Consider the following 26,314-nt stretch of genomic DNA (forward strand, 5'->3'; position numbering starts at 1 on the left):
TTAGCTCCTGATCAAAGATGTTCCCGGAAAACCACCGAAAGAAAGTTCATTGTGTTCACCAAACCGAAGCTTGCAGGCGGTGAGCGTGCCGTTACATTCATCCAATGAGGGATCGCTTACCGGATTGTTGTTTTTGTCGAAGTAAAGCGTGCCCGTATAATCGCACCCATCGCCGGTGCGATACTTATTCCGGATGCACCAGGTACACAGGGAATGAAGCTGGCGCGTCGGGATCATCAACCCCTGCAGATCCATCGGGCTGGTAAGAACAAACTCGATACTTTCACCGGGAAGCTCGCTATTTTTACCGTCGATATAGAAAACCCGCTTTCTCACCTGCAAGGGATCTGCTGTTGGATTTCCATCCGGGAAATTGCGCTCATCCAGGTAATGCGCAAAAGTGTCATGAATCGTAACTTTGGCCTGCAGCATATCGTCATAGGCCAGACAGAGCGCAGTGATAGAGCTGTCAATGTTGGCAACGGTGAGCGTCGGCTGGGCGCTGCTGCCATCGGTTGAAGCTTCCAGTCCCTCGAGCTTATATGGCCAGGCACCATACTCTTCGCCCTGCCACCAGATACTCTTCGCCTTTAACTTTGATTCGTCGCCACCAGCAGCCGCAATCTCTTCTTCAGTATGCGGGAGGTTATAAGCGTGAAAGCGTAGAACGTCGTCCAGACCAAACGCAGAACCGTCTACCTCCAGAAGACGTATTTTTTCACCCGGTTCGAGGCGTTGATAATCTTCAGTAATCATGATGCGTATGCCTGTTTGAAGGTTGCTTTTATGGTCATCACTTTGCTGGATAGCGGCTGGGCTTTAATGGAATCAGCTTCAATCCGGTATAAACCGGTTTCGCCAACAGGAGACGTCCAGATAAAGGATTTTGTGATGTGCTTGCGGCAAAAACTCAGCGCATCGAGCATCTCTGCCTTTTTTCCCGTTAAGGTCATCGGCCATGACTGTTTTTCAGGATTGATGCCTTCACCGGCGATCTGTTCAAAGCCGTCTCCAAAGGAAGCAGAGCGCGTTACGTGAGTAAACTCCCCTTCCATGCCCGCCTGAATCTGGGTTCGCCAGATAAATGTTTCGATCGCCAACTTTCCTCCGGGTATAAAAAAACCCGCCGAAGCGGGTTGAATTCGAATAGTGGCAGAAAGAATTTTTTCTCCTACTACCTATTCATTACGTATATTTGAATGGCTTTTACACTACTTCACTACACAGCGAGTTCTTATGAAAACACTACTAGTTGCCGTTCTTTCTTTAATACTTGTGGCGCCCTCGATCTCTTATGCAAAAGGTTCTCGTGGTCATTATACAAACGGGAAAGGCTCCTCACACAAGGGTGGGACATATACAACCCATAAGTATCTGCCCCGTAAATAATTAATCTTGTGATAGCAGGCTCAAACAAGGGACTGCTATCAGTTTATCAACGGCTTTTCATCGCGTTCCAAATCAACCTTCCGGGTTGCAACTCCTTAGCAATTCCAGCACGAACAGACTGATCGATGGTCTGTTTGTAAGCCCGAGAAATAGCATCGTTATTGCCGGAAGTCTGCTGGTGAGTGTTCTGGTTTTGAACGACCACGGAAGTTTGAACGGTTACGCCACCAGCTGCATTCGATTGCAGCCCATACATTGGGGCTGTGCCAACATAACCGCCGTTTGCATACCCCTGAGCTCCACGCATAAGCGCATAGAGATTGCCGACACCTAATACACTTGTCGCTTCCTTCGTAAACACAAACTCACCGCCGTGTACCACGCCTTTCGGTTGGTACTTACCGCCATCTCCCGTGTAGCCGCCTCCATCAAAACCGGGGACCAAACCACCACCTGAGAAACCAAAAAACGCCCCGATACCCGTTCCACCAAAGGCTGACTTCATTCCATTAACCAGAGCCAGTTGGGTCAGCATCTGGGCGATGCCCTTGAGGAAAGTGGAAAGGAAATCTGAGAAGTTAGATTTACCTGTTGTGAAGAAATCAGTCAGGGTGCTGGCCATCCCGGTGAACGCGTTACTAGTAACCTTCTGCACCTGGGAGTACACATTGGTCGCGCTGTCTTCGAAATCAGCCCAGCCCTTTTTCGCGCCGGTCAGCCAGTCTCCGCGTAGCTGATCCTCAGCATCATAGTAATCGTTAGCTGCCTTAAGCTGTTTCTGATATCCCTCTTCATCCAGCGAACCACCAGTATTTTTCCAGCCGGCGGCGAGCTGACTTTTTGCCAGCTCTCGCTGCGCCCGGCGGTCACTCATCCCCGCGCCACCCAGTAATGCGGCCTGTTTCTCAGCCATCTGCGTGACGTATTTGTGCGAGGTATCCATGCGCTTGTTCAGCAGTTCTTGTGCCGTAATCTGATCACCTAACAGGGCTTTCTGCCGCGCTAACTGCAGCACCTCGTCTTTACTCGCGAGCAGAGATTGCTCCTGCTTTGTCAGAGAGCGAGATCGGGAGGCCTCCTCCAGTACCTGAAATTTCGCTTCAGTCGTCCACAGTTCTTTGCGCTGCTGGCTGATAGTGTCGTTAAGCCCTTTATGCTGCTGCAACGCGCGTAACTGTGCCTGAAGCGCCAGCAGCTCGGCCTGGGCAGCATCCGTGCTGCGATCGCCAGCCGATAAAGTGCCCTGCTTTCCGGTTTTCGTATTTTTACCAAAAGAAGCGACTCCTTCGCGATCCTTCTGGGTGGTTGTGGTACTTATCTTTCTGGTCGTATCGAGGTATTTGCCTGCACTAATATCAGCCGCATCCCAGTCTTTTTTCAGCTGAGAAACGCTGTAGCCATAAGCACCGGCCATTTGTTCGTTGTAATCCTGCCATCCCCGCAATGTATCTGTTTTCGCCCAGTCGGGAATGAGATTAATCGCGGCAGCGATAGAGGAAGAAATAATCTGGTTCAGCTTCTGGAAAACGATCGCTACGCTGTAATAAATTGCGTTGAATTCCTTCAGTGTGTTTGATGCCAGCTCTGCTACCCACTGACCGATATTCTGCATGGCCTCAGACGCCCAGCCCTTGATATCCAGCCACAGGCGACCAAACGGTGCCAGCGAGTCATAAGCCTGCTCTCCGCGCTCAGCCATTGTATCGCCAAACAAATCCATGGCCTGTGTAACGGCCGCTGTCTGGTCCTTTTGCTTTATCAGATCGTCAACATGCTTAAGTTGTGAAACGGTCAGGAAATTATATTGTTCGTTGAGACTCTGCAGCGCTTTAACAGGGTCTTTTTCGATGTCCTTATAGGCTTTGGTGATGTCCTGCGCCGAGACTATACCGGTCTGAACCGCCAGTGCCGTGGAACCCGCTGCTTTTTCAAGTTGCTTCTGTGTCAGCGATCCCATGCCAACCAGTTCAGTCATTAAACTCTGAACGGTTCCTACAGTCGCGCCAGTAGAGGCAGCAATAGACTGGGAGGAAGCCATGATCTGGAGCGCTGACGTGCCGGCAATGTTGCCAGTTCTGATAATGGCCTTGTTGATTTCGTCGTAGGCGGTGAAGTAGTCCGATCCCGCTTTTGCCGCAATCAGTACAGCGCCAGCCAGGCCACCAATGGCCACTCGGGCAGGAGTCACCATCGACAACATCGCTTTCAGAGCATTGCCTACACCGCCAAACGAGTCACGGAGCTGACCGCCCTGCTGAATAGCAACCATATAAACCGGCATACCGGAAGCCAGTGAAGTCACAATGTCGGTCATTTGCATCGGGAGATAACGCATAGCATTGCGATATTGGCCCGCGCTGATGGCCCCAGACTTCCATGCTTCCTCCTGCTCTTTCAGCTTTGCGATCATTGGTGCAGCACGATCGGATACGCCGAGCTGGGCAGCTTTTAGCTCTAACAGTTCTGCGCGCGTTTTTCCGATTGCTGTGACCTGCTCTTCCAGCGAATCGATAAAGGTTTTGCCCGCCGCAGCTGCACGCTGCGCTGCCTGAGCCTGTTCAATGCGAGCCCGCCCCTCTGCGGTTTCAGACTCCATTACCTGTGCCAGTTTTGCCCGCGTCGTCTCAAGCACGCTGTTGTAACGAGTAAAATCCTCGTCTCCCACCAGCCCTTTACCGCGAAATTTCGCCAGGCTCTGCTGAATAGTGTCCAGTTCATCCAGCGCCTTGTTTACCGGGCTGATTTTATTCAGCAGGTTCTGCAGTTCCTGACGCTGCTGCTTCAGGCTTTCGCTGTTCTTCTTCTGGTTATCGATTCCTGTGCGGAACGCACTGTTCAGGTCATCCGCTTTACCTGCAGCGGCGGTCGCGGTCTCCTGAAAGCGATCCAGTGCCTGGTTACCACGCTCCAGCTCAGTGGTATTTACGCGCAGGGAAATCGTGGCGATGTCGTTACTCATTCCGCCCTCTCTTTATGCATAACTTTTAGTGCGGCGCTCTCCATGATTCGGATGTCCGAAAGCGCGGTTGCCTCGTCGTCGACGTGGTGCAGGCGCATCACCCAGGGCAGCACATTGTAATCAAGCCCTGATGCGCCTCCCATGCCCGTGCGCCACTGCGTGCTGACAGTCTGAAACACCAGGAATGAAGGCCATACATCTGGCCAGACGTCGATGTATTGATCGTCGTAGTCATCCGGCGTAAGCCCGTATGGCGCCAGGTCTGCCGCTGTGGGTTCAGGCGTATAGAATGCAGAGGCAACCGCTATCAGTTTTTTTCGCGCTGCCCCATCAGTTCGCGATAGTAGGTTTCAGGGATAGCCTTCATTGCAGCCGGATAGTTTTCCAGCAGCACCGACAGATTCTCCGCGTTGAATGCATCGGGGAGCGCCCAGCCAGAAATAATTTCCATCAGAAAATCAGTGGCGGTTTTGCCTTCCAGTTTTTCCAGATCAGCCAGCTCTTTGAGTGGCTTATGATTGAACGTGAAGGTCAGTACACCATCCTCATCGCCAGCGCGGGGGATCGAGACATTGGCCTTGAATGTAGGTTTGGGCTGAAGGGTGAATTTGGTCGCCATCGATACCTCTTAACGAAAAAAAGCCTCCGTGATGGGAGGCATGGAATAGTGAAAGCTCTGACGGCTAGGAGGCAGCGTCAGTCACCTTGTAGAACGTCATCGCCGGTGACTGCAGGTTCAGCACCACACTCACTGTCTCTACCTCGTTAACTGCAGTAGTTGGCGTATCGTCAAAAGATGCCGTGGCCGCCCAGTAACGGTTCTCCTTCGCCTTCGGCACGTACATGTACGCCGCCACAGTCTCTTCGTCTTCGTCCAACTGGCGCAGCAACGGATATACCGGAAGATTTGAGTCGTGAGCGATCGAGTAGGTCTGCGAGACTGCGGATTTATAGGTGTTCAGGTTTCGCTGGCGGTCATCACTCAGGAACTGAATCTGTGTGGTGTTCTGATCGCCGCCGGATTTCGACACCTCGGTAATTTGCGGCAGCTCGGTCCATTCAAGCACTTTGCGGATCGAACCGGTACCGCCACCAGCGGCATATTTGTTTTTGTTGGTGGTATTGATATTGCGAAGAGTTACGGCGCTTTCGGCAATCGCATCAATTTTTGCAATGACGTTATCAACACCAGACCAGTTGCAGTTCACATGAACAATATCACCCACCTTGAGTGCGTCCGCTTCGCTCACGGTGATCACCATATTTTCGGCGTTCGTCGCCCCGGTGAAAGTAATGGCTGGGCCATAACCCGATGCCAGATAGACGTGAGCGCCGTTAGGCAATGCAAAGCCCATATTGGTTACTCCTTTAGAAACGGGAAAACCGGCTCAAGGCCGGTCAGTTGTGGGACATCAGAGGGAAATCAGCTGTTAATGTCTGCCCGATAATTCAGGCTGACAGGAACGGTGTAGGACACAGGTGTAGGGACGCCGCGGAATATGCCAGGCGCGCTGCTAATCCAGCAGGTAAAGTCTTTGCCTGCAATTTCCTGCCCCTCGGGGAACAATTCCGCCACTCTGCCCGCCAGAGCAATAACGGAGGTACGGCCGGAGCCGGCTGGCGCCACGACATTAATCTGGTACACGCCAGAATAAGTCCGGCAGCGCAAGCCGAGATCGATTGTTAGCGGCGTAACGGGCATATCGTGAACGGCCAGGTACATCTCGTTAGCAGGAGGTGTAAACGGCACGTTCTCCCATGCAACCGAAATGCCCTCAGCATCGGCCCAGGTACCCAGTCTGGCGGCCAGTGCAGATGCAATATCTGGAATCACTTAGTCACCTCCCTGACAGCTTCCTCAAAGAAGCGTTGAAACTCAGCAGCAGTTATGCGGACCATGCCGCCCGGCGCCTGTGTGGAATGCCCCATTTCAAGCGGGTAGGCATAGGGCACGTTGTTGCAGAAATAAATGGCCTTCATCCCGACTTTGAAGAGCGATAGCGTGTAGTTCCCGGCCGCTTTTGTCAGATCACCTGTCTTATCAACCCGGCCTGTCTCGTCAGTCGCTGGCGCATCAAAGGACACCTGCCAGTTACCGCGAAAGCGTCCGCCCGTATACCCCGGCGGTGCTTTGATATCCATCCCATCCACCACCCGGGCTTTTTTCTTCAGTCGCCCGGTTTTGGTCAGGTTGGCAGGGTCCGATTTTTGCGCTTCGTTATGGTCGTATACCGCCTGATTGTAAGAAGCTGCCGTCTGGTTGATGCCCCAGAGCTCGGGGTTGCCGACAGGTGACATCATCACCAGTTGATTAAGGATCCGAATGCCGACAGCACGTACGACCGCTTCCTGATTCGCTTTGGCTTTGTCCACGAACACGGTGATGGCAGCCGTAAACGCCTTATTATCGCTCATGCTATGCCCTCAACTGAGATTTGTAGCAGAGCACCACCGCACCCGGTTTCACGGGGTTAGGTTTTACTACGCGGTGGCTTACGCCGTCCACGTCGATCAGATCGCCTGTTTTAATGTCCTTCTCAGCACTGAAGACAATCCGAACATCGCCGTTTTCAATGACGGTTCCATCAATTTCGCCTGGCGCGTAATCCGTCTTAACTCCTATGGCTGTGAACTGGATATCCTCGGAACGATGCTCCACACCACCGATGACGATTAACGAGCCCTTACGCGTGACGTTGTATGCAATGCCGTTCTGCTTGAGCATACGAATCGCTGTCGCCTGCATTCGCTGATAGTTAATGGCCATTACGCGCGCTCCGCGAAAGTATTGATTGCATATCCACGCCCACCAGCCAGGTTGCCGAGAATAGCCATTACCGCCGGGTAAGTTGGCGTAAACACCTCACCGTCGGCAACCGCATAAGTCATGGTTACGGCGCCTTCGACACGTTCGGTTTTAACCGCGGCCTCACGAACGCTTGAAAGCAAATCGCCATCAATCGCCTCGATAGCCAGCATGCATTGTGCGGTGATAACCTGCCGCGGCACCTGGTCGGGTGGGAAGTCGTGTCCATCCAGAATGACATTTGCGCGTGGCCAGGCCAGCGGCTGTCGAGGGTCTGCTTTGGAACCTACCCAATCAAGACCTTCCAGGTAGTCCATCGCCTTAATCAGTAATGGTGTGAGCTTTTCAGGCACCTCAACTCCTCTCAGCGTGGCAAATGACGCCAGTTCATCTTCGCTGGCGTAACTGTTAACGTCAGCGGCGGTGATATCAGTATTAATCATCTGAGCATCCGTTGAATGGGGCTTACGCCCCATCAGTTAGCCTGCAGCAGGCGCGGTGAAGGTGATTTCCTCACTCGATTTAGCAATACCATCAACAGTACCAGTGACTGTGAAAGTACCTGCCGTATCAGAGGTAAGTTTGACCGTCGCCCCACCAGCAGAGCCGGTTTGAGAACTGGCAGTGCTGAGCGTGCCGCCGGTTGAATTCCAGACAACGGTTTTGCCGGAAACACCTGCGCCGTTTAGCGTGTACTTCAGGGAAATGGTGACCGCATCGGTGCTGTCAGCGGCTGCGGAGGATTTATCCGCTGACAGCGTTACTCCCCCGCTGCGGATCCCAGTTTGATCAGCACGCCAGCCGTAGATTTGTTACTGGTGAAGTGCTTCTTCCAGTTACCTGCGGTGCCGATTTTGGTCAGGTCCGGGTTGTCACCTTTGGAGGTATCCCAGCTGTAACCCAGCAGGTCGACATTCACCACGCCTTCAGCACGGTACCCGATCGCCAGGTTTTCCTGATCGTTGATGTCGTAGGAACGGAACCCCGGAGCCTGAGACTCAGTAACAGTCACCGCCCCGGTCACCAGCCCGAGAATCGCATCCGCGTCCATGGTGTCGGTCACCAGCACAGGTTTACCCAGCGTACCTGGCTGGCCACCGTAGACCACCACGCCTGCTTCTTCGTAGATTTTGTTGGCGATCGCCTCATCCACGATGTCGAAGTAAGTGGCGGAGTGCATAACGAAGAGCACAACACGGTTGAACTTGTCGCCGTACTTACGCAGGCCGCGCGTCAGGGTCTTCTTACCGTCTGTTTCGATATCGGCGGTGACCACCATATCCGCGTTGGCGCCAATAGCTGCCGTCAGCGCCTTCAAGCCGTATTTCACGTAGCCTTCCAGCGTCGCGTCAGCCACGTCAGTGCCGATCACTTCGGAGAACTCGTCAACCGAGCGGCCGCGGCGTTTGAACGCTTCTTCGGTAGTTTCGTATGGACCGTATTTCCAAGGCGCTTTGACTGATACGGCTTCACCGGCGCCAATCTTCTTACCCGTCACTTTTTCGGTAGAGTTAACGTCACGCGATTCGATTGAGCCGCCCACTTTGTAGAAGGCTCGCTTGCGGAAATCGCCTTCAATCAGCTCGTTATCCAACAGGATCGCACCGTTGGAGGACGCGTTGAAAATTGCCAGGTTGTCCTGGCGACGCTCGAGGAAAGCGGTCTGCGCCAGATCGTCATAAATGATAAGGTCACTATTAACAGTGGTAGACATGGGTTAATCCCTTATTTCGGAAGTTTGAGGAAGGCCTGCTGGCCATGCTTGCGGATGTAGTCCGCTTTGTCGCTGGCGCTCATTTCGGAACGTTTCAGGCTGCCACCGCCGTTTGGTTTGTGTCCGCCCGCGCCGGTGCCTTCTGCGCGTGGGAACAGATGCGGAGCCGTCTCCTTAAGAGACTCCGCCCACTCAAGCGGGCTTAGTGGAGTCTTGCCGTCTTTACCGAACAGAACATCGCCATTTGCATCAACTGCTACGGCCTCGCCTTCGTCGTTGAGCTGGAATGTGCCTTTGGCACGCAGAATCAGATCGTCAGATGCTTCCGGCAGCGCGCCAGCTTTTGAGGCTGCTGCGCGGATTGCATCCCCCAGAACTCGATCCCGGAATTTGTTGGAGAACGCTTCGGCTTTGTCCGCGCGTTCATTAGCGGCTTTGATTTGCTTATCGACGTCAGCACGCAGACGCTCGGTGCGCTTATCGAGCACCTCATCGATTTTCCCGGCGGCAATCAGCTTTGCCTCTTCGTCGTCGGAAAAACGCTGGAGGATCCCGCGCACTGCATCAGGATCGATACCATCAAAGCGAGACAGGTTTTCTTTTTGTTGCTTAATGGTTCCCAGCAGCTCAGAGTTTTTCGATTTCAGGCCAGTTACTTCGTTGGTCACGCGCTCATCTATCAGCTTCTGGATTTCTGGGGTGATTTCGATACCACCGCCACCGCTGCCCTCTCCGCCGCTTTCAGGTGCGTAAAATTTCAGAAGCATGTTTCGAATTAACATAATTTCCCCTCGGGATTTTGCCGGGCCTCGCCCATAAAAAAGCCCCGGCGGATGCCAGGGCGTGGAGTAAGATGTGATTGTTAGTTGTCTGTGCCTGAGAGCTGCTTCAGCCGTTCCAGGCTGATCCACTCGCCTTTGTCAGTGAACATATCAGCCAGGTCGATTTCACCCGCGCGGAACAGACGTCCACGCTCGGCACCCAGAACCTGATCCTGGCGTTGTGCCGACTGGCGCGCGAGCCATTCCAGATACGAGGTTTTAGCTGGCACCTGGCCATCCATGCTGGCACGAGTGCCATCGTCCATCTCATCAATATCAATGCCGAGTTCGCGCCAGGACTTGAGAATCAGAGTTTCAGTAGAACGGCAGCAGAAATGAATCTTCCCGGGTCCCTGAAGATAAGGCACCTTATGCCCGACCGGTTTGTTATCCAGGGAGTAGCGCAGCAGGTCACGAATAATGCAGTCGTGGCTGGTTTTATTGTCCAGCGTAGAAAGCCACTGTTTGCCTTTCACGATATCGCTGTTGGCGCTGGTGAAGCTGTTGCGCGCTGTGGCAGCCAGATGATTCACAGCTGTTTTAGCGATGCTGGCGGCGTTTGCCCTGCTCATCTGCAGCGCGCCGTCGCGATAATCTTTATTGGCGTGGCCGCGAACACTGCGCGCGATAGTCTCTACAGTGTCGCCGGCAAGATACCCCCTGCGGACGGCGTTCACGATCCGCGCCAGCCTGTCCGATTCAAGATTATCCGCCCACTCACTTAGTAGCCTCCCCTGAAAGGGTTGCGCCATCGCCGCGGCATACACCATATCGGCGGTGATGCCCTGCAGCGGATAGTGAGACAGGACCTGTGATGGCAAAAGGGAATCGAACAGGCTCAGCTGATAATTTGCTTCGTTCTTTGCCAGCGCCACCAGCTCACCCTCGAGCCCTGCCTGCATGGTAGCTACGGCCTGATGATTAAGTTCGCGTACGCTGCCCAGTAAACTCTCCAGACGGCTAACGGTGAAGCTCTCAGGAGGCAATCTCTCCAGCGCATCCAGTAGACGTGCCGACAGGTCCGCGTCCGTCTCGTTAAGCAACTTCACCATCCGGTTTGCCACTCCAGTGGCGTAGCGGCTCAACCAGACGGAATGTGCGATCGACTCATCGCGCAAGCTTTCGTTAATGGTGGGCATATCAGCCTCCCGTCAACGTTGGTGCCTGATTGCGAAGCGCATCAATAACCTCGTCCGGGCTGTCTGCCGGGTCAATGAGATCGAGCTTCTGCAGCGAGCGAATCATATCGCTATCGCGCAGCGCACCGGACTGCCAGGCGTTGACGATTGCCGTCACCATGCCAGACTCGGCAACCTTCGCTATGAATTCCTGGTTGATGGTGTAACTCGTCGTTTCTCCCTTGATGCCGAGGTATTTCGCGCACCAGCCAAGTGCCAGCGTATAGGCCTCGGAAACGTTCGAGACGCAGATACCGAGCACCGACGTTGAGGATGTTTGCTCACCGCTCGCCTGGGTTGCCGTCTTCGCCGTGGCGTTCTGCTCAATCAGTCGGGCGCCCAGCTGCACCATGTAATCGCGCTTACTGTCCATGGCCTCTTTAGCCAGCATGTTCGGCTGCGCCTGGGCATAGCCAAACGAGCCCTCCTTGGGAAGCAAAAGCGGTGATCGGGAACCAATTTTCACGCCCTTCTTCTCGAGGTGATCGCGCCAGCCGGTATCGAGCCCAGTCATGTACGGCTGCACCTGGCCACAGAACCACACGCTGTCCTCATAATCAGCGCTGTTTCGGTAATGTCCGTGGTTTATCTCCACCAGCGCAGCCAGCGGTGAATCATCAATTGTGGGATCGTTGTTCTGGGCGCCAACGAAGGTAAACGGAATTTCATCCCAGTAGTCCTGCCCTTTGGGCTTAGGGTGGTACTCACTGTCAACTGTGTAGGTTCCGCTTGCGGTGCCACCTGCCCGGCGCCATACCCGGCAGATAAACTTCCCTTCTTCCAGCGCCAGCTCGCGGTACTGGATTTCATCCTTGTAAGCGTAACCATCCGGCTCTTCTACGCATTCACGAAGGACCACCAGCACAAGCTGATCGCGTCCGTTGATACGCTTTGTTCTCCAGTTGATGATGTTTTCTGCCGGATAGCGGAGGATGATCGCTTCATCGGAGGCTTCAGCGTAATCGACATAAAGCCCCTCACGCGCAACTTCCAGCACGTTCTCAGCCACCAGCTGTGACTGCTGATAGATGCTGGTTCCGGCCCCGTCAGCATTGTCCAACAGGTACTTCAGCTTTTCAGGACCATTAAACGTGGGGTCCTTGCGATACGCCATCCCAAGCATGCCGATCTTCGTATTGCCAGCAATCGCATAGAACACCGCGCGGCTCAGATAGTCCTCATTGCGCTTGCGATTGCGTGTGGATTTATCGGTTGGATCGAGATAAGGCAGATACTTATTGCCCGCCGCTTTTACGGCCTCAGCGCCTTTGCAAAAGTCTCTGTATTTCCGCCAGGCAGCAGAAGCCGCCCGGTGTTCTGGTCGAACCCAGGTGATGTCGTCGTTTGCCATATCAGAAAGTGGTGTCCATGGTGATTGAGTATGCCGGTTTCACGATCGGGTAATCCTTCACGATGAAGTAGCCACCAGCATCATTGGGGTGATCGTTATCTGCTGATTTGTCCGGTTCGCCATTGGCCGCCCAGATTTGCTGTTCGAGGCTCTCGGTATAAACCGGGCAGTTCTGGACGTTCACCAGATAGCGGCGTTCGCCGTTGGCGTTACAGAACATGGCGTTCATCGAGTTGATACGGTCCTTAACCGGCGGGTTGGCATCATCAACAATGACGCTGAATCCGGCATCGTTTAGCTGAGCAATATCGGTCTTGCTGGCGTTCTGCGATTTGCGTGAGTCACCAGAGGCATCCGGATAGATGTAAATCTCCCGGCTCTTCACGTAGCGTCCATCCTCGTAGCGCCAGAACTCTTCCTGGATGCGCTTAATCATCGCTGGCGTGTCGTAGACCTTCACCAGCTCACGCACCGCACGCGGCAAGCCGTTACGCTTTACGTGAACAATAGCGGCCATTTTCCCTACGTTGAAGTCCATACCGATAAACAGCGGATCCCCGTCCTGAATCTCGTCAGAACAGTTATTCAGCTTGCGGTTGAAGGTGTGGTAAATAGTCCCGCTGTTAAGGTTGGTGAACTTCCCTCGCAGGTATGCCTGAATCAGTTCGTCTGGGTAAGAACTCAGCAGCGACGGGATGTAATCAGGCGGTAGATTCTTCGCATTGTCGAACGTGCTGGCCTGAATCAGTCCATACAGCGCCGCAAGCTCTGGCTTTTCACGCACCGCCTTCACGAACTGCTGGTAGATGAACTTGAACCCTTCTGGCGTCGTCGTTACATCAATGCCATTACGTAGCCCATCAACCTTGTAACGCATACGAGCGATGATTTTTCGCCACGCCTGCTGCGCTTTGGCAGCCGCCATGACGTCCAGCTCATCCACCATCGCATTACCGATTTTGAAACCGACTATCGAGCCGGGCTTCTCCATCGAGCGGCAGATGGTTGTCCCGCGGTAGCGCCGCCCCTCGTAGAAATGAACCTCTTTGTTACCCTCGTTGATTTTGACGCTCAAGCCCCAGTCAAAGGCTACTTCTTCAATCGTCGGGTAGAAGATGTCACGGATCTGCGGATATGTTGGCGCGAAATAACCCTGGTTGATTTTAGGATGCTCCCACATCCCCTTACAGATGCCGCCACAACCTACCCACGTCTTACCGGAGCCGAACCCGGCAACGTAGGCTTTGAATTTGTGCTGCATCGCGAGGAAGCGCGCCTGAGGAATGTTAAGTGTCGGGCTGATCCCCATCTTCCGCCCTCGCGTCCACTACGTTGATATTGATCTGCACTGGGGTTGGTTCATCGTCTTCACCATCACCGGCCAGCTCTTTACGGAGTTTCTCAACCTCCAGCTGCCGACGTTCGATTTCAATCTGCTGCAGGCGCTGCGCAAACTCGCTATAAGCCAGGCCCAGGCGCTTCATGACAGCTTCGAACATTCGCTCGCGGCTGATTGCTGTGATTTCGACGCCATTTTTGCCGACCTTTACACCGGAGTAAGCGAGCCGAGAAGCTGCCGGGAGTTTGCGCGTATCGGGGAAATAAGGCTGGCCAATGCCGTCGCCATTGCAGCGTGGGCATTCTGGATTGGGCTCTCGGGTGTGGTCGTAACCGTAACCGCCGGAATCATCAGGTTCACGTCTGTCACGCTCAACAGCCTCGAGTCTTTTCTCTTCAAACTCGACAGCATCCCGCCACTGGTAGTGGTGACCGAATCCCCAGCAGTAACGGCAGGCACCGCGGCGATACTGCGAAAGCTGGTTTGCATCGAAGGTGGCGAGCTGCCACATCTGGGCGAGGACTTCATCGGCACAGCCAAGCGTGCGCGCAATGGAGGCTTTCTGCTGCTGCGCAATGGCCTGCGCAACGTTAGGATTCGTTATGAGCTGGCGGCCATAGTTCGGGTCACTGTATCCAGCTCGCTCTGCGGCTGCTGAAGCATTATGGTCTATCAGATACTCAGCAATGAAGCGCTTTATCTTAGGACTAAGCTCACTGTTCACTAGTCTGTCTGCGCACTTTTCCTTCTGCGCAGCGTGTAATGGCTTCTGCGCAAGTTTTTTCACGGATTGTGCTGAAGGTTTTTTGATATATCGGCGGGCTGTCGCGTAATTCAACCCCTTTACTTCACACCACTGCTTTGGTGAAATACCTGTGGTAGTATATTCGAATAGGTACTGTTGCAGAAGAATGCCCCAGTCCGGTTTGTTCATTTAAATTTCTCTTTAACATGATGAAACAATAGTCACCGCCCTAAGGAAAAACCATGGAAGATGATAAGAAAAGTAAAATATCCAATGAAACTAAAAAAAACAGTTGCTTTGAAGAGTTTTTAACAAAAGAAGATCTTTCGCGTGGTGAATTTGCACTTATCATTGCGACGGCGCTTTGTGCTCTGTTTACATTTTGCTCAACCATTTTCCATTTCTCATTACTAGGCACAAACTTCGGAAATAAATGCGTGATTGGCGCATTAACCATTTACGTAACAATAATGTTTATAATGACAGACCTGATACCCTCAAGTTCACCATCCAAGAAATGGTTCAGTATTTCTTGCAGAACCTTATCAATTGGCATTGTTATTTTATCATTAACTTTTTTTGTTTGAAAAAAATTGTGAAATGGGGCGCCCCATTTCACTTTAAAACTTCCGCAACATCTAAGTGAAGGATGTACTTCAATCGTAGCAATAAATATTTCCCAATTAACCACCAAAAGAATATGTACACCCTTTACTACGGTAGAAGACTTGTATGTTACAAACTAAATCAAAATAACCGTATTGACAGACAAACGACACAATTCACGTGGTGATAAAAACCGCCTATAGACAGAGGTGGTTTATAACATAATTGCTCGAGATAACTTAACGGGTGGTACTATCGTCAGCAGACAACCTCCAAGCAAACATAACAAAAACACTCCCGTCAACTTCGTTCACTTCAAAAAAATCTTTAAGATTTTCTCGAACATTGTCAGCAAGTCGGTCAGACTCTTTTTTTAATTTCAAGGAAGAGAACGAGCCATTTTCATTTATTTCGACATCACAATCCACTGTACCGATGTAGGTTTTAAATGAAATATCATATCCATTTAATGTTTTTTCTCGTATCCACGCTTACGTAAGTACTCAGTAATTTCAGCATGTTTATGCGAAGCATCGAATGTAATCAATCCCACAAAGGATGTTTTTCTATAGCTCACAGGCAACCACCTATTATTCAAATATCAACCACCCCGCGACGAAGTAGAAGGCAACTCTTAGCAAAGAGAGATATTTGTTCTGATATTCTTTATTCAATAGATGTTCATAAAACAATTATTTTTATCGACCAATCAAAAACATAAACATCTTGCTCAAAATTTTCATTTAAACGCCATATTCACCCAAGAAACAACTAACTGCTCTCCAGATGATAATCAACATCCTTATCATTTCAGACATTGTGACCTTAGATATTCCTGCAGATAATCTATCTGCTTCGTCACTGTGACGATTCGCTCTCTGAGGGTGAAATAATCCCGTTCAGCGGAGTCAGTAAGTCTGGGGCTGGAAGCATCGCCCAGGCCGCCGGTGCCGGCCGTTCCGTTCGCGGAACATCTGGCGTTGACGTGCAGCCCACACTTACCAGTGCTAACGCAACGCTGCAAATCTTCAAGCTGAGATTTCGCATCGGCTAATTCCTTCGTGTATTTGGCATCCAGCGCAGCGGCATCACGCTGGCGGGTCTGCATGTCTTTGATGGTGGCGTTGGCCAGGCTGAGTTTCTCAGTGGCTTTATCGCGCTGGTCTTTGTAGGTGATGGCGTTGTCGCGGTAGTGGTTAATCGCCCAGGCCATGGAAATCAGCAGGCAGATAACGACAGCACAGATGATGGCTGTTATTCGGCTCATTTCTGGCCCCACTCGCAAACTTCACGCTCAATCTCGCGCCGGGTGATCAGCCCCTTCCACTCCTTGCCACCGGCATACGTCCAGCGCTGCAGCTCTTTGCATGCTCCCGGAACATCACCGGCATTCAGTTTCTTCAGCAGCGTCGATCTGCTAAATGCGCCCGCTCCTGCGTTATACGTGAAGGAGTAAAGCGCGGCGCGGGTAGGTTCAGGGATGTGGACCTTAATCAGCGGGTCGATAGCTGCAGCTACCTTGCGCAGGTCAGATTGAAGCAAAGCGTCACATTCGTTATCGGTGTAGCGGTGACCGCGGCGAACGTCATCGCCGGTGTGGCCATCGCAAACAGTCCAGACGCCGACCACATCCTGATAGGCGTAATAACGCCGCCCTTCAAGACCATCTGCATTACCCAGCATGACAGCTGCAATAGAGATTGCACCTGATCCACCAACAATGGCGCCCACCAGCTTATTTCTCAGTGTAGGGTTCATCACGGCTCCTGCTGCGGCGGTTGTCTTCGCGGATTTTGAAATAGAGATTCGTCAGATAAGTCAGTACAGCGATAACGATACCCGCCAGCACACCGATAGCATTCCACTGCTCGGGACTGAAGGCGTTTAGAATGCCGTTGAGGATGCTGCCGGCTGAGGCGCCGTAAGCAACACCAGTGGTTAATTTGTCCATGCGATACATACTCTCACCTCGCTTCAGGCGGGTGCAGTGTTTGAAAGGCCTATGATCATAAGGGGGTTTAACAGGGGGAATAGCGATTATAGTTTCGCGAAGCTAATCGAAAAAAAACCGCCAAATGGCGGCATTATGGAAGTAACTACCAGCACTGTTGTTAGCTGAAATTATTAACTTTTATCGCTCAGGACGCATTCGCCATGTTCCAGAGGATTGCGTACATCCGATCCGACTGAATCATTTGTGATTTTGTAGGTTATAAGCTTTGCTTTTTTATTGAATACCATGGAAATAGCAGGGCCAGATAATTTTTTCTGGCTATCCATATTGCCGAAAACATTAATATTTTCAATCTGACCATCGGCATTAGGTACGGAACCATTGAAATAAAGTTCGATACCATAGTGCTGCCCCACCTTGTCTTTCCAACTGGCATATCGATGCCATCCGTCTTCTTTTTTAACGTCCTGCCAAGTGACGATGGTGCTTGTTTTAGAATGATTGGGGGTACATTTGAAAACTAACATCGTAGGCTGGCTAGTAGCATGTGCGGAACAAACCAAAAATAGTGAGGCAAAAACAACTTTTCTCATGGGGTTACCTATTGAAAAGAGGACGATTATACACTGTAGATTGATAATCGTCATTTATGTCCAGAGAAAATAACAAGATAGCGAGGTTTGATAGGCATTTACGTTCGTGACAGCTTTGGCTCTTCAATACGTCCACTTATCACTTCGACCTCTCCATTGTTGGCGAGATCATCTCCACGAGTCACATACCATGCGCCGTAGATAGTTTCACCCGACTCTAAATCGTCGATTTTTTCGTGCACGTAGTAAGCTATCTGCCTGCTGCCATTGTACTGAATCCAGTAATAGCCTTCTCTCATCATTACCCCCCTCCTATTCGATATAGAAAGTATAAGAGGCAATGAATAGTGATGGTTTTAGAAATTCTAAAATCGCTATGAAGCAAAAAGCCCCACGGGGCTAACCGCAGGGCTTTAAACGAAGGCAATAACCCATCGTTAGAGCAAAATTACCACAGATTCGGGAAAAGTAAATAGCTCACGATAAATTAACGCCCTATTTTGTTATCTGCTTCAGCTGCGCATCAGCCCACGCCTCTTCGATATCAAACTTGGTGATGAGCTGGTCGTAGAATGGCTTAACAGACTTCTTCCAAGTATCGAGGCTGATTGCATCCGTTATCTCCCTTAAAGCTGCATAAGCCTCCGTTGATGGAATTCGCTCAAACCCCCGCCCACTGCAGCGCTTGCAATCAGCCAGTACCGGAACGCCCTGCTGCTCTGTAAGAGCCTGATTAACAGCTTTCCCGCGGCCATGACAATCTTTACAGGCACAGCTTACTACCTTCTTCCCCTTACACTGAGGGCAGAGAACGCGCGCTACCTCCCTGACCTGCCTGTGCACCTCATACTCAGAAGGACGAATATCCTCCGCGCCCATGTTCAAAGACATCTTCACGAACCTCTTCTCTTTTGCAGGAGTGTGAGACTTCATGCTGAAAACCTCAGCGTCAATAAACCCTTCCCCATTGCAGCCATCGCACTGCTTCACGCTAGCGGCGCTGCGAGAATAATCCTCAAAAGCGAAGGTGGCTAACTGATGCATCACCAGTGGCTTAACCCCGGCATCCAGCTTGCGCAGCGCAGCCACCCGATCGCACTTAGTCAACGCGTACTCGGCCAGCAACTCAATCGCCCTCTCCCGGTCATTGTTGCTGATACCCATCTTCCCGAGAAAGGCGCTATAACCCAAGGCAGCCCGTTCCTGCGTCATGCCCATAGCGGCCATGATATCCGTTCCGGTTAATGAGTCTGACGCAGTAGCACGCGGAGAGTCGCTAATCATTGTCGATTTGGCGAAGTGATATTTGAGGGTATTTTCAAGATTCATGCGGTCTCCATCTCGGTAATGGTGAGTTCTAACTTTCCGCCCTTAACGACAGGCATTTTCACAACGCGATAGTCAATAACCTGGCAGTCATCCAGCCAGAATCCCGCCTTGGTTAAAGCGTCAAAAGCGGCCTTCTGCAGGTTATCCAGATCGCGGCGCCGGCGGTCGGGCATGTGACAATCGATACGGATTTTGAGTGGAGCGGCCGTGCGGATATTAAGCCGGGCGCTTCGAATAACAGTGGCCACCTCATAGCGATACGCGACGCCATCAGCACTAATGTGTGTACGCCCGCGGTTGTGCCGGTAATACCGGTTATTGCTCGGCGGCCAGGGCAAAGTGATTTGATATGTCTTCACGTTCACTCCCACATCCGGTTTCGCCAGCGGCTGTCCGGGCGCGCTGGTGTGTTAGATGTCGGAAGGAACGCACTGACAGTCCAGGTCACGTAATCCTGGTTAAGGCTGCGCTCAACTCGAACGCCGCGCGCTTTGTAACGCTTAACCAGTTCGTCGGCCTGTTCGGTGCTGCAATCGGTATGGTGGAACCAGGTCTTCTTCATTCCATCACCCCGCAAAGCCAAGCAGTTGAGCGGCGACATTTTCTGCCTCATCACGACTGCGGAATGAACGCGACAGGACCCAGCGCCAGAGTACATCGAGCGCTGCTTTATAAAGCTGCTGAAACTCTAGTTCGTCCATGTTGGCGAATGAAATGCTGCGAGGATGCTTTTTGAGTGTGCCGTCAGGTAGCTGAATGGCATCAAAGTGCCCTGCCTCGACGATTACCCATGAGCGGTAAGCATCGAAGGATTTACACAGGCTAATGCCATTTGTGACGCGTCGGTATGCAACCTGCTCAAGATACTGCTCAGCAGCATCGATCAGCGCGCCCTCATTCCCGCCATACGAAGCCCGGAACTTTGCGTAGCCGGTGATGAGCTTCCGCTCGTTGCTAGAGATAGCCCCGCCGGTTGGTTCCCAGTATTCAAAACCGAGATTGAGAAGCGCGAAAAAGCGCCGGTGAAATGCCGGGTTTCGTACCCGCCTGAACTCGGCAACAAGAACATCGCCGAGCCGGGTTTTGGATTGCAGGATATCGCTGGTCTCAGGCGTAGCCGGGATCAGTATTCCTGAGTGGTGTTTGATAAGTTGTAATTCTAGCGCCATGGTTCTCTCCGTGGCGCATCAGGTATAGGTTGTTCAGGCCTATGAAATAATAATATCAGACGGTGGTGTAACTCGGTACCCCAGTCGTTTTGCAAATTGCATAAACCCGTTGAGAGTAAATATTTCTTCCTCTTCGAGCAACGGTCGTAATGAAACTATTCCATTTACTCGATAAACCAGATATCTGCCCTCAGCCGGGAAGCTATAGATAACTGCTTTATCGGCCCTTCTGACCACGTCGTACCATTGATCATCTGCATTAAAGGCATCTGCACTACACACTATTTCCCCCAGAGCGACTTATTGACGCGGTAAACAGTAATCGGGAACAGCCAGGGGAACGCAAACAGCGATACTCTTTGAAACTGCTCCAGTGAAATTCACGCGATTAATAAAACCACTCGTCGGCGCTTTCCCAGGTCTCCTGCACGATTTGCTCAACCTCTTTCTTGTCGCCCCCGAAAACACTCAGACCATCATTGCTGGCACGCTTGATCGTTAGCTGACAATTATCAAACTGCTTGCTGAGCCTTTTGAGCAGTTCTGACTCTAGTGCAGGTATAGCTCCATCAGGAAGTTTCTTCATGCGATCAATGGCTAACTCGATTTTCATTTTTCCCTCCGCAACAAACACCTGTATGTATATACAGTATATTTATAAACGTATCTTACGGATTTTGCAACGATTAAAGAGTGTTAGAAGGATGGAGCGCTTCCAAGCTTGCAGGTATCGGTTTTAAGAACGATTTGGGACAGATCTCAGATTTGGTGGTCTACACAATAGTTATGTTGAATAGATTTCAGAGGAGTTTAGTGCAGTTTCACTACTAAATTGTGGTTTCGATATGAGATTTATAAAATGAAAATTCGTAAAGGCTATTATGGAGCTTGCTGTTACTAAGCAACAAATTTGTCAGCAAGCTCTAAAACGACATGAAACATTACCAGTGCGTAATGTAATCCAACCGGTTATCGAAATTTACTGAGATGCAGGCACTCTATCATCTTGACGGAAAGCCTCGATCCCGACTTTCTGACCATAAGAAAGTTCGAGTGTGTTGCCATCAGGATCAGCGAAGAAGACATAATAACCTACCGGTTCGCCTGCCTGAGCCGGTTCTTTTCGCAAGATGCCTTCCATTCTGGCCATCGCTACTTTATTGTCGATTTCTTCAATGCTTGAACAAGCTACTCCCAAGTGACCAAAATTACCTAAAGGGGTGTCAGTCACAGCATCAACCTGGACAAGGACAAGCGCAAAAGGGCGAGTTCGGTCACTTAACCATGCGACTTTACGTGCCTCCGGAAGGTCAGGCTCTCGCCTGTGTACGACTTCCATGCCAGCATAACGGCCGTAAAAATCGATACTTTTTTCCAAATCTCTAACAACAAACGCAACGTGCGTAAAACCGACATCAATCTCTTTCATTAGGCTAATCCTTTGACTATCTCCAGAATCGCCATCTTAAAAGCTCAAGTTAACTTGAGGTCAAGAGCCTTTCAATCAATGATTTTGCTGGATTTCTTGCACGTATTGTTCAATGTCGTTCAGGGTTGCAGCCTATGCTAACTAACTCCAGCAAAATGAAGATAAGGCCCGCTACACACAGAAGAAAAGATAAAGTTAAAGCCGCAATAAAAACCATTCGAAACTCCATGTAATCATTTTCACTACCAAATCTTAGAATCAATTTTTACTTTGTCACGTGCGCATACCAGGCAATTTTTATGTTGCAGAGCCAAACATATCTCGCGGGCTTTAACCACGGTTATTGAATGGTTTTTTGTGAAGCATTTTACTCTTCATGGACAATTTTAATGTTACCGGACTCTTTTTTGTAAATTTTTCAGTTAAATAGCCCTAACTGACCTTTCGCATGCTACTTTAGTAGAAAATCCTTTAAAGTGTGCAACTATGCTTACCACTCTCATCTACCGAAGCCACCTGCGAGCTGATACACCAATTCAATCCATAGTTGACATGGTTAGTGAAGCCAATTCCCGAAATGAACGTGCGGGGGTAACTGGTGTTTTACTTTTTAATGGCGTTCATTTCTTACAGCTTCTGGAAGGAGATGAAACCGCTGTAATGCAAATCTATAAAAAAATTTGTATGGATGCACTTCACTTTAACATTGTAGAACTCTTATCCGATTATGCCCCCTATCGACGATTTGGTCGCTCAGGCATGGAATTAATTGATATAAGACTATTCAGTAAAGAAGAGTGTCTGGACAGGGTTCTTCAACGTGGAACAACCCAACATAAATTGCTTTACAACGACAGAGCATTACGGTTTTTCCGTACATTTATAGATTCTGCTGAGACAGACAGCTATTATGAACTTCCTGATAGATTCAGTTGGTTTTTTTCATCCGATCAAATAAATGTATCATCGGTTGATCCCGATATTATCGAAGACATGCATGCAGTTATAGACCCTCTGGCTGCTCAAATTCATTCTTTTGTCTTGAGTGCAAAATCAGATAAAGGCGATATTAAAGCCAATAATTTATTTTTTGATTTGGAATCGAAGAGAGACTTGTTAAAAATCGTAGGGAGTTTCATTACCTCTTCACAACGAGTATCAATAACACTCCTGCCTTTAACCTTACTGAGGGTGCCTGATGCGATTGAAATATTGCTCGATTATATCAGAGAAAGTAACTTATACCCAGAACAAGTTATAGTTGAGTTTTCAGAGAGCGAAATAATCCCTGAAATTGATGAGTTCGCGCATTCAGTGCAGATACTCAAAAGTTGCGGATTAAGCGTTGCTATTAATGACTTTGGTATGGGTAATGCAGGTTTATTGTTTCTTTCGAAATTCCAGCCTGAGAAGCTCAAAATACACCCGCAACTGATACACAATATACATAAAGAAGGTTCCAAGCAGGCTATACTCCTAAGCTTAATCCGCTGCTGTGAACTTTTGGAAATAAGAATCTGTGCTACAGGAGTCGAGCAGACAGAAGAATGGATGTGGCTCGAATCCGCTGGGATATTTTGCTTCCAGGGCAATCTTTTTTCAAAATATGATAAAAATGGATATTTGAAGATCTTCTGGCCAGAATCTAATGAATTCAGCGAATGTTAAAAAGAACTTGTAGACTTATTACTTTTTCATAGGATTAACGCAGTCATACTCGGTGGGTGTCAAGCTGGAAGCGGGTGAACTAATACATAGGGAAAAGTCAGCGGGCCCGGCGGGTGCAAAGGCAATGCTTCAGTACTCAGTAAGATGCGGTAAACCGAGCAGGCTTAGATTGTTGGCCTCATTTTCGCTCACAGGAACCAGTTCATCTCTATCCCCTCCCACCAGCATTGATCCAATTAAATTTGGCTCTAAAAGCTCAGCTGGTATCGAACGGTCAGCGATACTTGCGCAGCAAACGTGCCGCGCATATACAGTGCTGGCTTACCTTTTATCAAACGTACTCACGCCTGCATACCCTTCCCCCTTGCGATGTTAATTCTGTCAATGCATTCCCTTAATGCTTTGACTTGCTCAGGGGTAAGTTCAGATTCATCGATTGTGGCCAGAAGAGCGTTGAGGGAGCGCTCAATATCGTTTTTAGTCAACCGTAAACAGATAACCTTAACCCAACGTGGCGAGAACTTGCTGAGGCCGATTGCTCTTGTGATACGTAGTTTCATGAGATGCCTCTTAACCGCCAGTGGTGGCGATTTCAAACTCGCTTATAACACACGTGGAGAAGACTTATGTGATTATTTCGCCATAGAAATTTCTAAGGGTCGTTTCACTTGAGGACAACCAGGCTTTCAGTAAACGCCTAAATTGGTTTTCCAGCATGTCACACAAGCGCCTCGTCATAACCCGAAGCGGCTTATCAAGTGAAGGTAGTTTTTACGGTCATGCACAGGCTGGGATGTCATTTGTGTGCCAGAAGCAGACTTTAATATAGCTCCAGAGTCCCTTATGGGAGCTATTTACATCTGTCAAGCTTTAGCAAGCGGCTTCATTCGAAAACTAATACCCATACGATTAATGGCATTCATGGTGGCAATAACAATGGTAAGTTCAACCAAATCTTTTTCACCGAATACAGAAAGCGCTGCGGAATATGCTTCATCGGAAGCATGTGTTTCACTAACACGGGTAACTTCTTCCGCCCATGAGAGGGCAGCTTGCTCTATATCCGAGAATAAATAGGTAGCTTCTCGCCAGACAGGCACCAATACAATCTTTTCGACGGACATGCCACTCTTGATAAGATCGCGAGTATGTATATCTATGCAGTGTGCACAACCATTGATCTGGGAAACTCTTAAAAAAATTAAATGGATCAGCTCGGCAGGTAAACCTGTACCAGTAGTGGCGTAATGATGGAGCGCTGCTATAGCCTTGCCACCTTTATCGGAAACTTGAAACCAGTTTGGACGCTTCATCGTTATTTCCACCTTTTTGAGTTGTTTAAAATAAAAAGATGCCTCACAGAATCGCTACGACTGAATGACAGAATTTAAATTAGTACGTCTGCTCAGACGTTGTAATCTTAACCATTGATGTCATAGATAAAAGAGACAAAAAATGAGTAAAACGGTAGGACAATTATGGGATACCTCATGCAGTAAAACTGGATAACAATTTTTAAAAGCAAACCCTGAGTGTTGATAAAATCCACGTTAGAGTCCGCTTCTCGCTCATAACAGACCATTTCCTCACTATGCCCTGCCATCTGCTTTCATCCGTTGATATTTAGCTTTCAAAAGCTCCGCCGGTGTCGGCCCTTTCGGAGCAACTGGCGCAGCCAACGCCCGACGAATAGGCGGAATCGGCTTCCCGGCTAGCACCCGCTTTTCCCACATGTCCAGAATATCGCCAGCTTCCCGCTCGAGTTCTTTATGGCTCAGTTGACCATCAGTTCCGCGGCGCCGCAGTTCGAGGCAAATATGGTAAAAAGCCGGCTTCGGCCACGGATATTGCTCGCTGCTCGGGTACCGGAACACCAGCTTGCGCCACTTCCAGTATTCGGCCATAACGTCAGCGACGGTGATCCCCAGCACGCAGCGCCCTTCCCTGCACCACTTGATGAACTTGCCTGGCGAAGGCAGAAAGGGACGCTCCTGGCGACGCACCATTCGCATGCCGGCCTCAACCTGCTCCATGCTGGTTATCCCATTTTCTTTGAAGGCCAACACCCACTGGCGGCGGATCTCATTCACCTCTTCCTGACTGCGATTAACCAGGCTTGCCGGGAACGCAGCTGCCAGCTGTAAGAATAGCCCGTTGATAATCTGCGCCACCTGCTGCGTTTGTTCGCGCTCGGTGTACTGTTCAGGCAGGTTATGTGCCACACGGCGAGCCTGTTCCCGGTCAAAATCGCGAATACTCTCGGCAAGGTTTTTCATGCCAGTACCCCGTCAATCCAGTCGGTGTTATGCAGGTCGATGCTGCCCCGGGAAGGTTTTACCGTTCCGGTTGCACGCAGCCGCTTGGTGGTGAGCTGATCCCACTGCTTGCGCAGACTCGAAGGGCTCAGGATGTTGTCTTTCCAGAACTCGTCCCGGTTGGCCCACTGGAACAGGTCACAAATTTCGTAGTGCGTGCGCTTGTCCTGGACACGCATCAGCCTGATGGTGTTTGCCCATTCCGCCCAGTTTGGCTCAGATAGCGATGCGTTGACGGTGAGAAGCCTGTCGTAAATCCAGCGTGCGGCCTTGAGGTCGTCAGCGGATCCCCATGATTTACCTGCTGGGGTGTATATCCCGGCGGCAGCTTCTGGATGGCGTGAGAGAAACTTTTGAGTTTTCTGGTTTCGGGATTCGTCAGAATTCCGAGACGAGGATCTTTTAATATTGTTCTTGTTATAGTCTTGGGTGTCTACCGTTTCCGGGAATGTTTTTCCCGTTTTCGGTAACACTTTTCCCGATTTCGGGAAGACTTTTCCCGTTTTCGGTTTGTCTAAAATCCAGGCGGAAAGGTCAGTATTTATACCGACAGTTTTCATCACTCCCTGCTTTTGACTGAATATAATTTTGCGTTCTGCGAGCGATTTGAGCGCATCAGAAACATGCGAATCACTCAGCCCTGTAAGCTCGGCGATCACCGTGTTCGTAACGCGGTCCTGCTTCTTGTTCCAGCCGTAGGTAAGCCAGATCACCGCCTCAAAACACTGCCACTCCCGGCCTGACATTCTCAGACGAGGCTTAAGCTGCTGAATCTCGTTAGCGACCTTGGTATACCCATTCGACAGGTCGGCCATACGACCTCCCGGTTGTTCAGTTCTGTTGGGGAAATTGATAATTTCAGCTATGTTTGACATACTTAGCTCCGCAATTACACTCCGTTTTTGCACCTGAAAGCCGTTGGTGTTCGAGCACCGCGGCTTTCGCCTTT

Annotated in this window: 35 protein-coding genes; 2 read left to right on the plus strand and 33 right to left on the minus strand. The window is 50.4% G+C overall.

Annotated elements, in window-relative coordinates; translation table 11 throughout:
- The 17 genes from L362_RS14545 to L362_RS14475 form a co-directional block, all read right to left on the minus strand.
- The gene (locus tag L362_RS14545; protein ID WP_023344272.1) at positions 1-756 is read right to left on the minus strand and encodes a phage minor tail protein L; all 756 of its coding nucleotides are present in this window, start codon (positions 754-756) and stop codon (positions 1-3) included.
- Positions 753-1,100, minus strand: coding sequence for a phage tail protein (locus L362_RS14540; RefSeq protein ID WP_023344273.1), 348 nt, complete (start codon positions 1,098-1,100; stop codon positions 753-755). Before L362_RS14540 ends, L362_RS14545 begins: the two co-directional genes overlap by 4 nt.
- Before the next feature lie 335 nt (positions 1,101-1,435).
- Entirely contained in the window at positions 1,436-4,348 is a 2,913-nt protein-coding gene (locus tag L362_RS14535) for a phage tail tape measure protein (protein WP_023344274.1), read from the minus strand.
- Entirely contained in the window at positions 4,345-4,659 is a 315-nt protein-coding gene (locus tag L362_RS0122935) for a DUF1799 domain-containing protein (protein WP_032637752.1), read from the minus strand. Before L362_RS0122935 ends, L362_RS14535 begins: the two co-directional genes overlap by 4 nt.
- Positions 4,656-4,967, minus strand: coding sequence for a phage tail assembly chaperone (locus L362_RS14530; RefSeq protein WP_023344275.1), 312 nt, complete (start codon positions 4,965-4,967; stop codon positions 4,656-4,658). The genes L362_RS0122935 and L362_RS14530 overlap by 4 nt, the downstream gene beginning before the upstream one ends.
- Before the next feature lie 64 nt (positions 4,968-5,031).
- Complete coding sequence (locus L362_RS14525) at positions 5,032-5,703, minus strand: phage tail protein (protein ID WP_023344276.1); 672 nt, start codon at positions 5,701-5,703, stop codon at positions 5,032-5,034.
- A 68-nt stretch (positions 5,704-5,771) separates the two neighbouring features.
- Positions 5,772-6,182, minus strand: a complete 411-nt coding sequence (locus tag L362_RS14520; protein ID WP_023344277.1) for a DUF4128 domain-containing protein — start codon at positions 6,180-6,182, stop codon at positions 5,772-5,774.
- Positions 6,179-6,763 carry a hypothetical protein gene (locus tag L362_RS14515; protein ID WP_023344278.1) on the minus strand — a complete coding sequence of 195 codons (585 nt, stop codon included), beginning with the start codon at positions 6,761-6,763 and terminating at the stop codon, positions 6,179-6,181. The genes L362_RS14520 and L362_RS14515 overlap by 4 nt, the downstream gene beginning before the upstream one ends.
- A gap of 1 nt (position 6,764) precedes the next feature.
- Complete coding sequence (locus L362_RS14510; protein ID WP_023344279.1) at positions 6,765-7,115, minus strand: hypothetical protein; 351 nt, start codon at positions 7,113-7,115, stop codon at positions 6,765-6,767.
- Positions 7,115-7,597: a DnaT-like ssDNA-binding protein gene (locus L362_RS14505; protein ID WP_023344280.1), complete on the minus strand. Its 483-nt coding sequence runs from the start codon at positions 7,595-7,597 to the stop codon at positions 7,115-7,117. Before L362_RS14505 ends, L362_RS14510 begins: the two co-directional genes overlap by 1 nt.
- Positions 7,598-7,633: 36 nt before the next feature.
- Positions 7,634-7,963 (minus strand): Ig-like domain-containing protein, encoded by a 330-nt coding sequence (locus tag L362_RS25090; RefSeq protein ID WP_196231164.1) that lies wholly within the window; start codon positions 7,961-7,963, stop codon positions 7,634-7,636.
- Positions 7,915-8,868: a major capsid protein gene (locus L362_RS14500; protein WP_023344281.1), complete on the minus strand. Its 954-nt coding sequence runs from the start codon at positions 8,866-8,868 to the stop codon at positions 7,915-7,917. Before L362_RS14500 ends, L362_RS25090 begins: the two co-directional genes overlap by 49 nt.
- A gap of 11 nt (positions 8,869-8,879) precedes the next feature.
- Positions 8,880-9,650, minus strand: a complete 771-nt coding sequence (locus tag L362_RS14495) for a hypothetical protein (protein ID WP_023344282.1) — start codon at positions 9,648-9,650, stop codon at positions 8,880-8,882.
- A gap of 80 nt (positions 9,651-9,730) precedes the next feature.
- The gene (locus tag L362_RS14490; RefSeq protein ID WP_023344283.1) at positions 9,731-10,828 is read right to left on the minus strand and encodes a phage minor head protein; all 1,098 of its coding nucleotides are present in this window, start codon (positions 10,826-10,828) and stop codon (positions 9,731-9,733) included.
- Position 10,829: 1 nt separating this feature from the next.
- A complete protein-coding gene (locus tag L362_RS14485; protein WP_023344284.1) occupies positions 10,830-12,218 on the minus strand; it encodes a DUF4055 domain-containing protein in 1,389 nt (462 codons plus the stop codon).
- A gap of 1 nt (position 12,219) precedes the next feature.
- Complete coding sequence (locus L362_RS14480) at positions 12,220-13,527, minus strand: terminase large subunit domain-containing protein (RefSeq protein ID WP_023344285.1); 1,308 nt, start codon at positions 13,525-13,527, stop codon at positions 12,220-12,222.
- A complete protein-coding gene (locus L362_RS14475) occupies positions 13,505-14,491 on the minus strand; it encodes a terminase small subunit (RefSeq protein WP_023344286.1) in 987 nt (328 codons plus the stop codon). Before L362_RS14475 ends, L362_RS14480 begins: the two co-directional genes overlap by 23 nt.
- Positions 14,492-14,544: 53 nt before the next feature.
- Between L362_RS14475 and L362_RS24625 the strand changes: the two genes are divergently transcribed.
- Entirely contained in the window at positions 14,545-14,889 is a 345-nt protein-coding gene (locus L362_RS24625; protein WP_023344287.1) for a hypothetical protein, read from the plus strand.
- An 824-nt stretch (positions 14,890-15,713) separates the two neighbouring features.
- Here L362_RS24625 and L362_RS24400 read toward each other — a convergent pair.
- The 12 genes from L362_RS24400 to L362_RS14420 form a co-directional block, all read right to left on the minus strand.
- Complete coding sequence (locus L362_RS24400) at positions 15,714-16,175, minus strand: lysis protein (RefSeq protein ID WP_023344288.1); 462 nt, start codon at positions 16,173-16,175, stop codon at positions 15,714-15,716.
- Entirely contained in the window at positions 16,172-16,666 is a 495-nt protein-coding gene (locus tag L362_RS14465) for a lysozyme (RefSeq protein WP_023344289.1), read from the minus strand. Before L362_RS14465 ends, L362_RS24400 begins: the two co-directional genes overlap by 4 nt.
- On the minus strand, positions 16,644-16,868 hold the full coding sequence (locus L362_RS14460) for a class II holin family protein (RefSeq protein ID WP_023344290.1): 225 nt from the start codon (positions 16,866-16,868) through the stop codon (positions 16,644-16,646). Before L362_RS14460 ends, L362_RS14465 begins: the two co-directional genes overlap by 23 nt.
- A gap of 164 nt (positions 16,869-17,032) precedes the next feature.
- Complete coding sequence (locus tag L362_RS14455; RefSeq protein WP_131797661.1) at positions 17,033-17,455, minus strand: hypothetical protein; 423 nt, start codon at positions 17,453-17,455, stop codon at positions 17,033-17,035.
- Between the two features lie 98 nt (positions 17,456-17,553).
- Positions 17,554-17,754: a hypothetical protein gene (locus L362_RS14450; RefSeq protein WP_025913035.1), complete on the minus strand. Its 201-nt coding sequence runs from the start codon at positions 17,752-17,754 to the stop codon at positions 17,554-17,556.
- Between the two features lie 196 nt (positions 17,755-17,950).
- A complete protein-coding gene (locus L362_RS14445; protein ID WP_023344293.1) occupies positions 17,951-18,784 on the minus strand; it encodes an antitermination protein in 834 nt (277 codons plus the stop codon).
- Positions 18,781-19,143 carry a crossover junction endodeoxyribonuclease RusA gene (gene rusA, locus L362_RS14440; RefSeq protein ID WP_023344294.1) on the minus strand — a complete coding sequence of 121 codons (363 nt, stop codon included), beginning with the start codon at positions 19,141-19,143 and terminating at the stop codon, positions 18,781-18,783. Before rusA ends, L362_RS14445 begins: the two co-directional genes overlap by 4 nt.
- A 2-nt stretch (positions 19,144-19,145) precedes the next feature.
- The gene (locus L362_RS14435; protein WP_032637754.1) at positions 19,146-19,346 is read right to left on the minus strand and encodes a hypothetical protein; all 201 of its coding nucleotides are present in this window, start codon (positions 19,344-19,346) and stop codon (positions 19,146-19,148) included.
- Between the two features lie 4 nt (positions 19,347-19,350).
- Positions 19,351-19,953 (minus strand): DUF1367 family protein, encoded by a 603-nt coding sequence (locus L362_RS14430; RefSeq protein WP_023344296.1) that lies wholly within the window; start codon positions 19,951-19,953, stop codon positions 19,351-19,353.
- 39 nt (positions 19,954-19,992) lie between these two features.
- Positions 19,993-20,235, minus strand: coding sequence for a hypothetical protein (locus L362_RS24910; RefSeq protein WP_229764313.1), 243 nt, complete (start codon positions 20,233-20,235; stop codon positions 19,993-19,995).
- 106 nt (positions 20,236-20,341) lie between these two features.
- Entirely contained in the window at positions 20,342-20,566 is a 225-nt protein-coding gene (locus L362_RS14425) for a DinI family protein (RefSeq protein WP_014832176.1), read from the minus strand.
- A 366-nt stretch (positions 20,567-20,932) separates the two neighbouring features.
- Positions 20,933-21,382: a VOC family protein gene (locus L362_RS14420; RefSeq protein WP_023344297.1), complete on the minus strand. Its 450-nt coding sequence runs from the start codon at positions 21,380-21,382 to the stop codon at positions 20,933-20,935.
- A 486-nt stretch (positions 21,383-21,868) separates the two neighbouring features.
- On the opposite strand from L362_RS14420, the gene L362_RS14415 reads away from it, so the two are divergent.
- Positions 21,869-23,050, plus strand: a complete 1,182-nt coding sequence (locus L362_RS14415; protein WP_023344298.1) for a diguanylate phosphodiesterase — start codon at positions 21,869-21,871, stop codon at positions 23,048-23,050.
- A gap of 341 nt (positions 23,051-23,391) precedes the next feature.
- On the opposite strand, the gene L362_RS14410 is transcribed toward L362_RS14415, so the two are convergent.
- The 4 genes from L362_RS14410 to L362_RS14390 form a co-directional block, all read right to left on the minus strand.
- Entirely contained in the window at positions 23,392-23,610 is a 219-nt protein-coding gene (locus L362_RS14410; RefSeq protein ID WP_014832178.1) for a hypothetical protein, read from the minus strand.
- A gap of 303 nt (positions 23,611-23,913) precedes the next feature.
- On the minus strand, positions 23,914-24,363 hold the full coding sequence (locus L362_RS14405; protein ID WP_014832179.1) for a carboxymuconolactone decarboxylase family protein: 450 nt from the start codon (positions 24,361-24,363) through the stop codon (positions 23,914-23,916).
- A gap of 276 nt (positions 24,364-24,639) precedes the next feature.
- On the minus strand, positions 24,640-25,326 hold the full coding sequence (locus L362_RS14395; protein WP_023344300.1) for a replication protein P: 687 nt from the start codon (positions 25,324-25,326) through the stop codon (positions 24,640-24,642).
- Positions 25,323-26,240, minus strand: a complete 918-nt coding sequence (locus L362_RS14390) for a replication protein (protein WP_032637757.1) — start codon at positions 26,238-26,240, stop codon at positions 25,323-25,325. The genes L362_RS14395 and L362_RS14390 overlap by 4 nt, the downstream gene beginning before the upstream one ends.
- Positions 26,241-26,314: the final 74 nt, after the last annotated feature.

Origin of the sequence: Enterobacter sp. MGH 16 (genome assembly GCF_000493175.1) — a bacterium.
GTDB classification, from domain to species: Bacteria; Pseudomonadota; Gammaproteobacteria; order Enterobacterales; family Enterobacteriaceae; genus Enterobacter; species Enterobacter roggenkampii.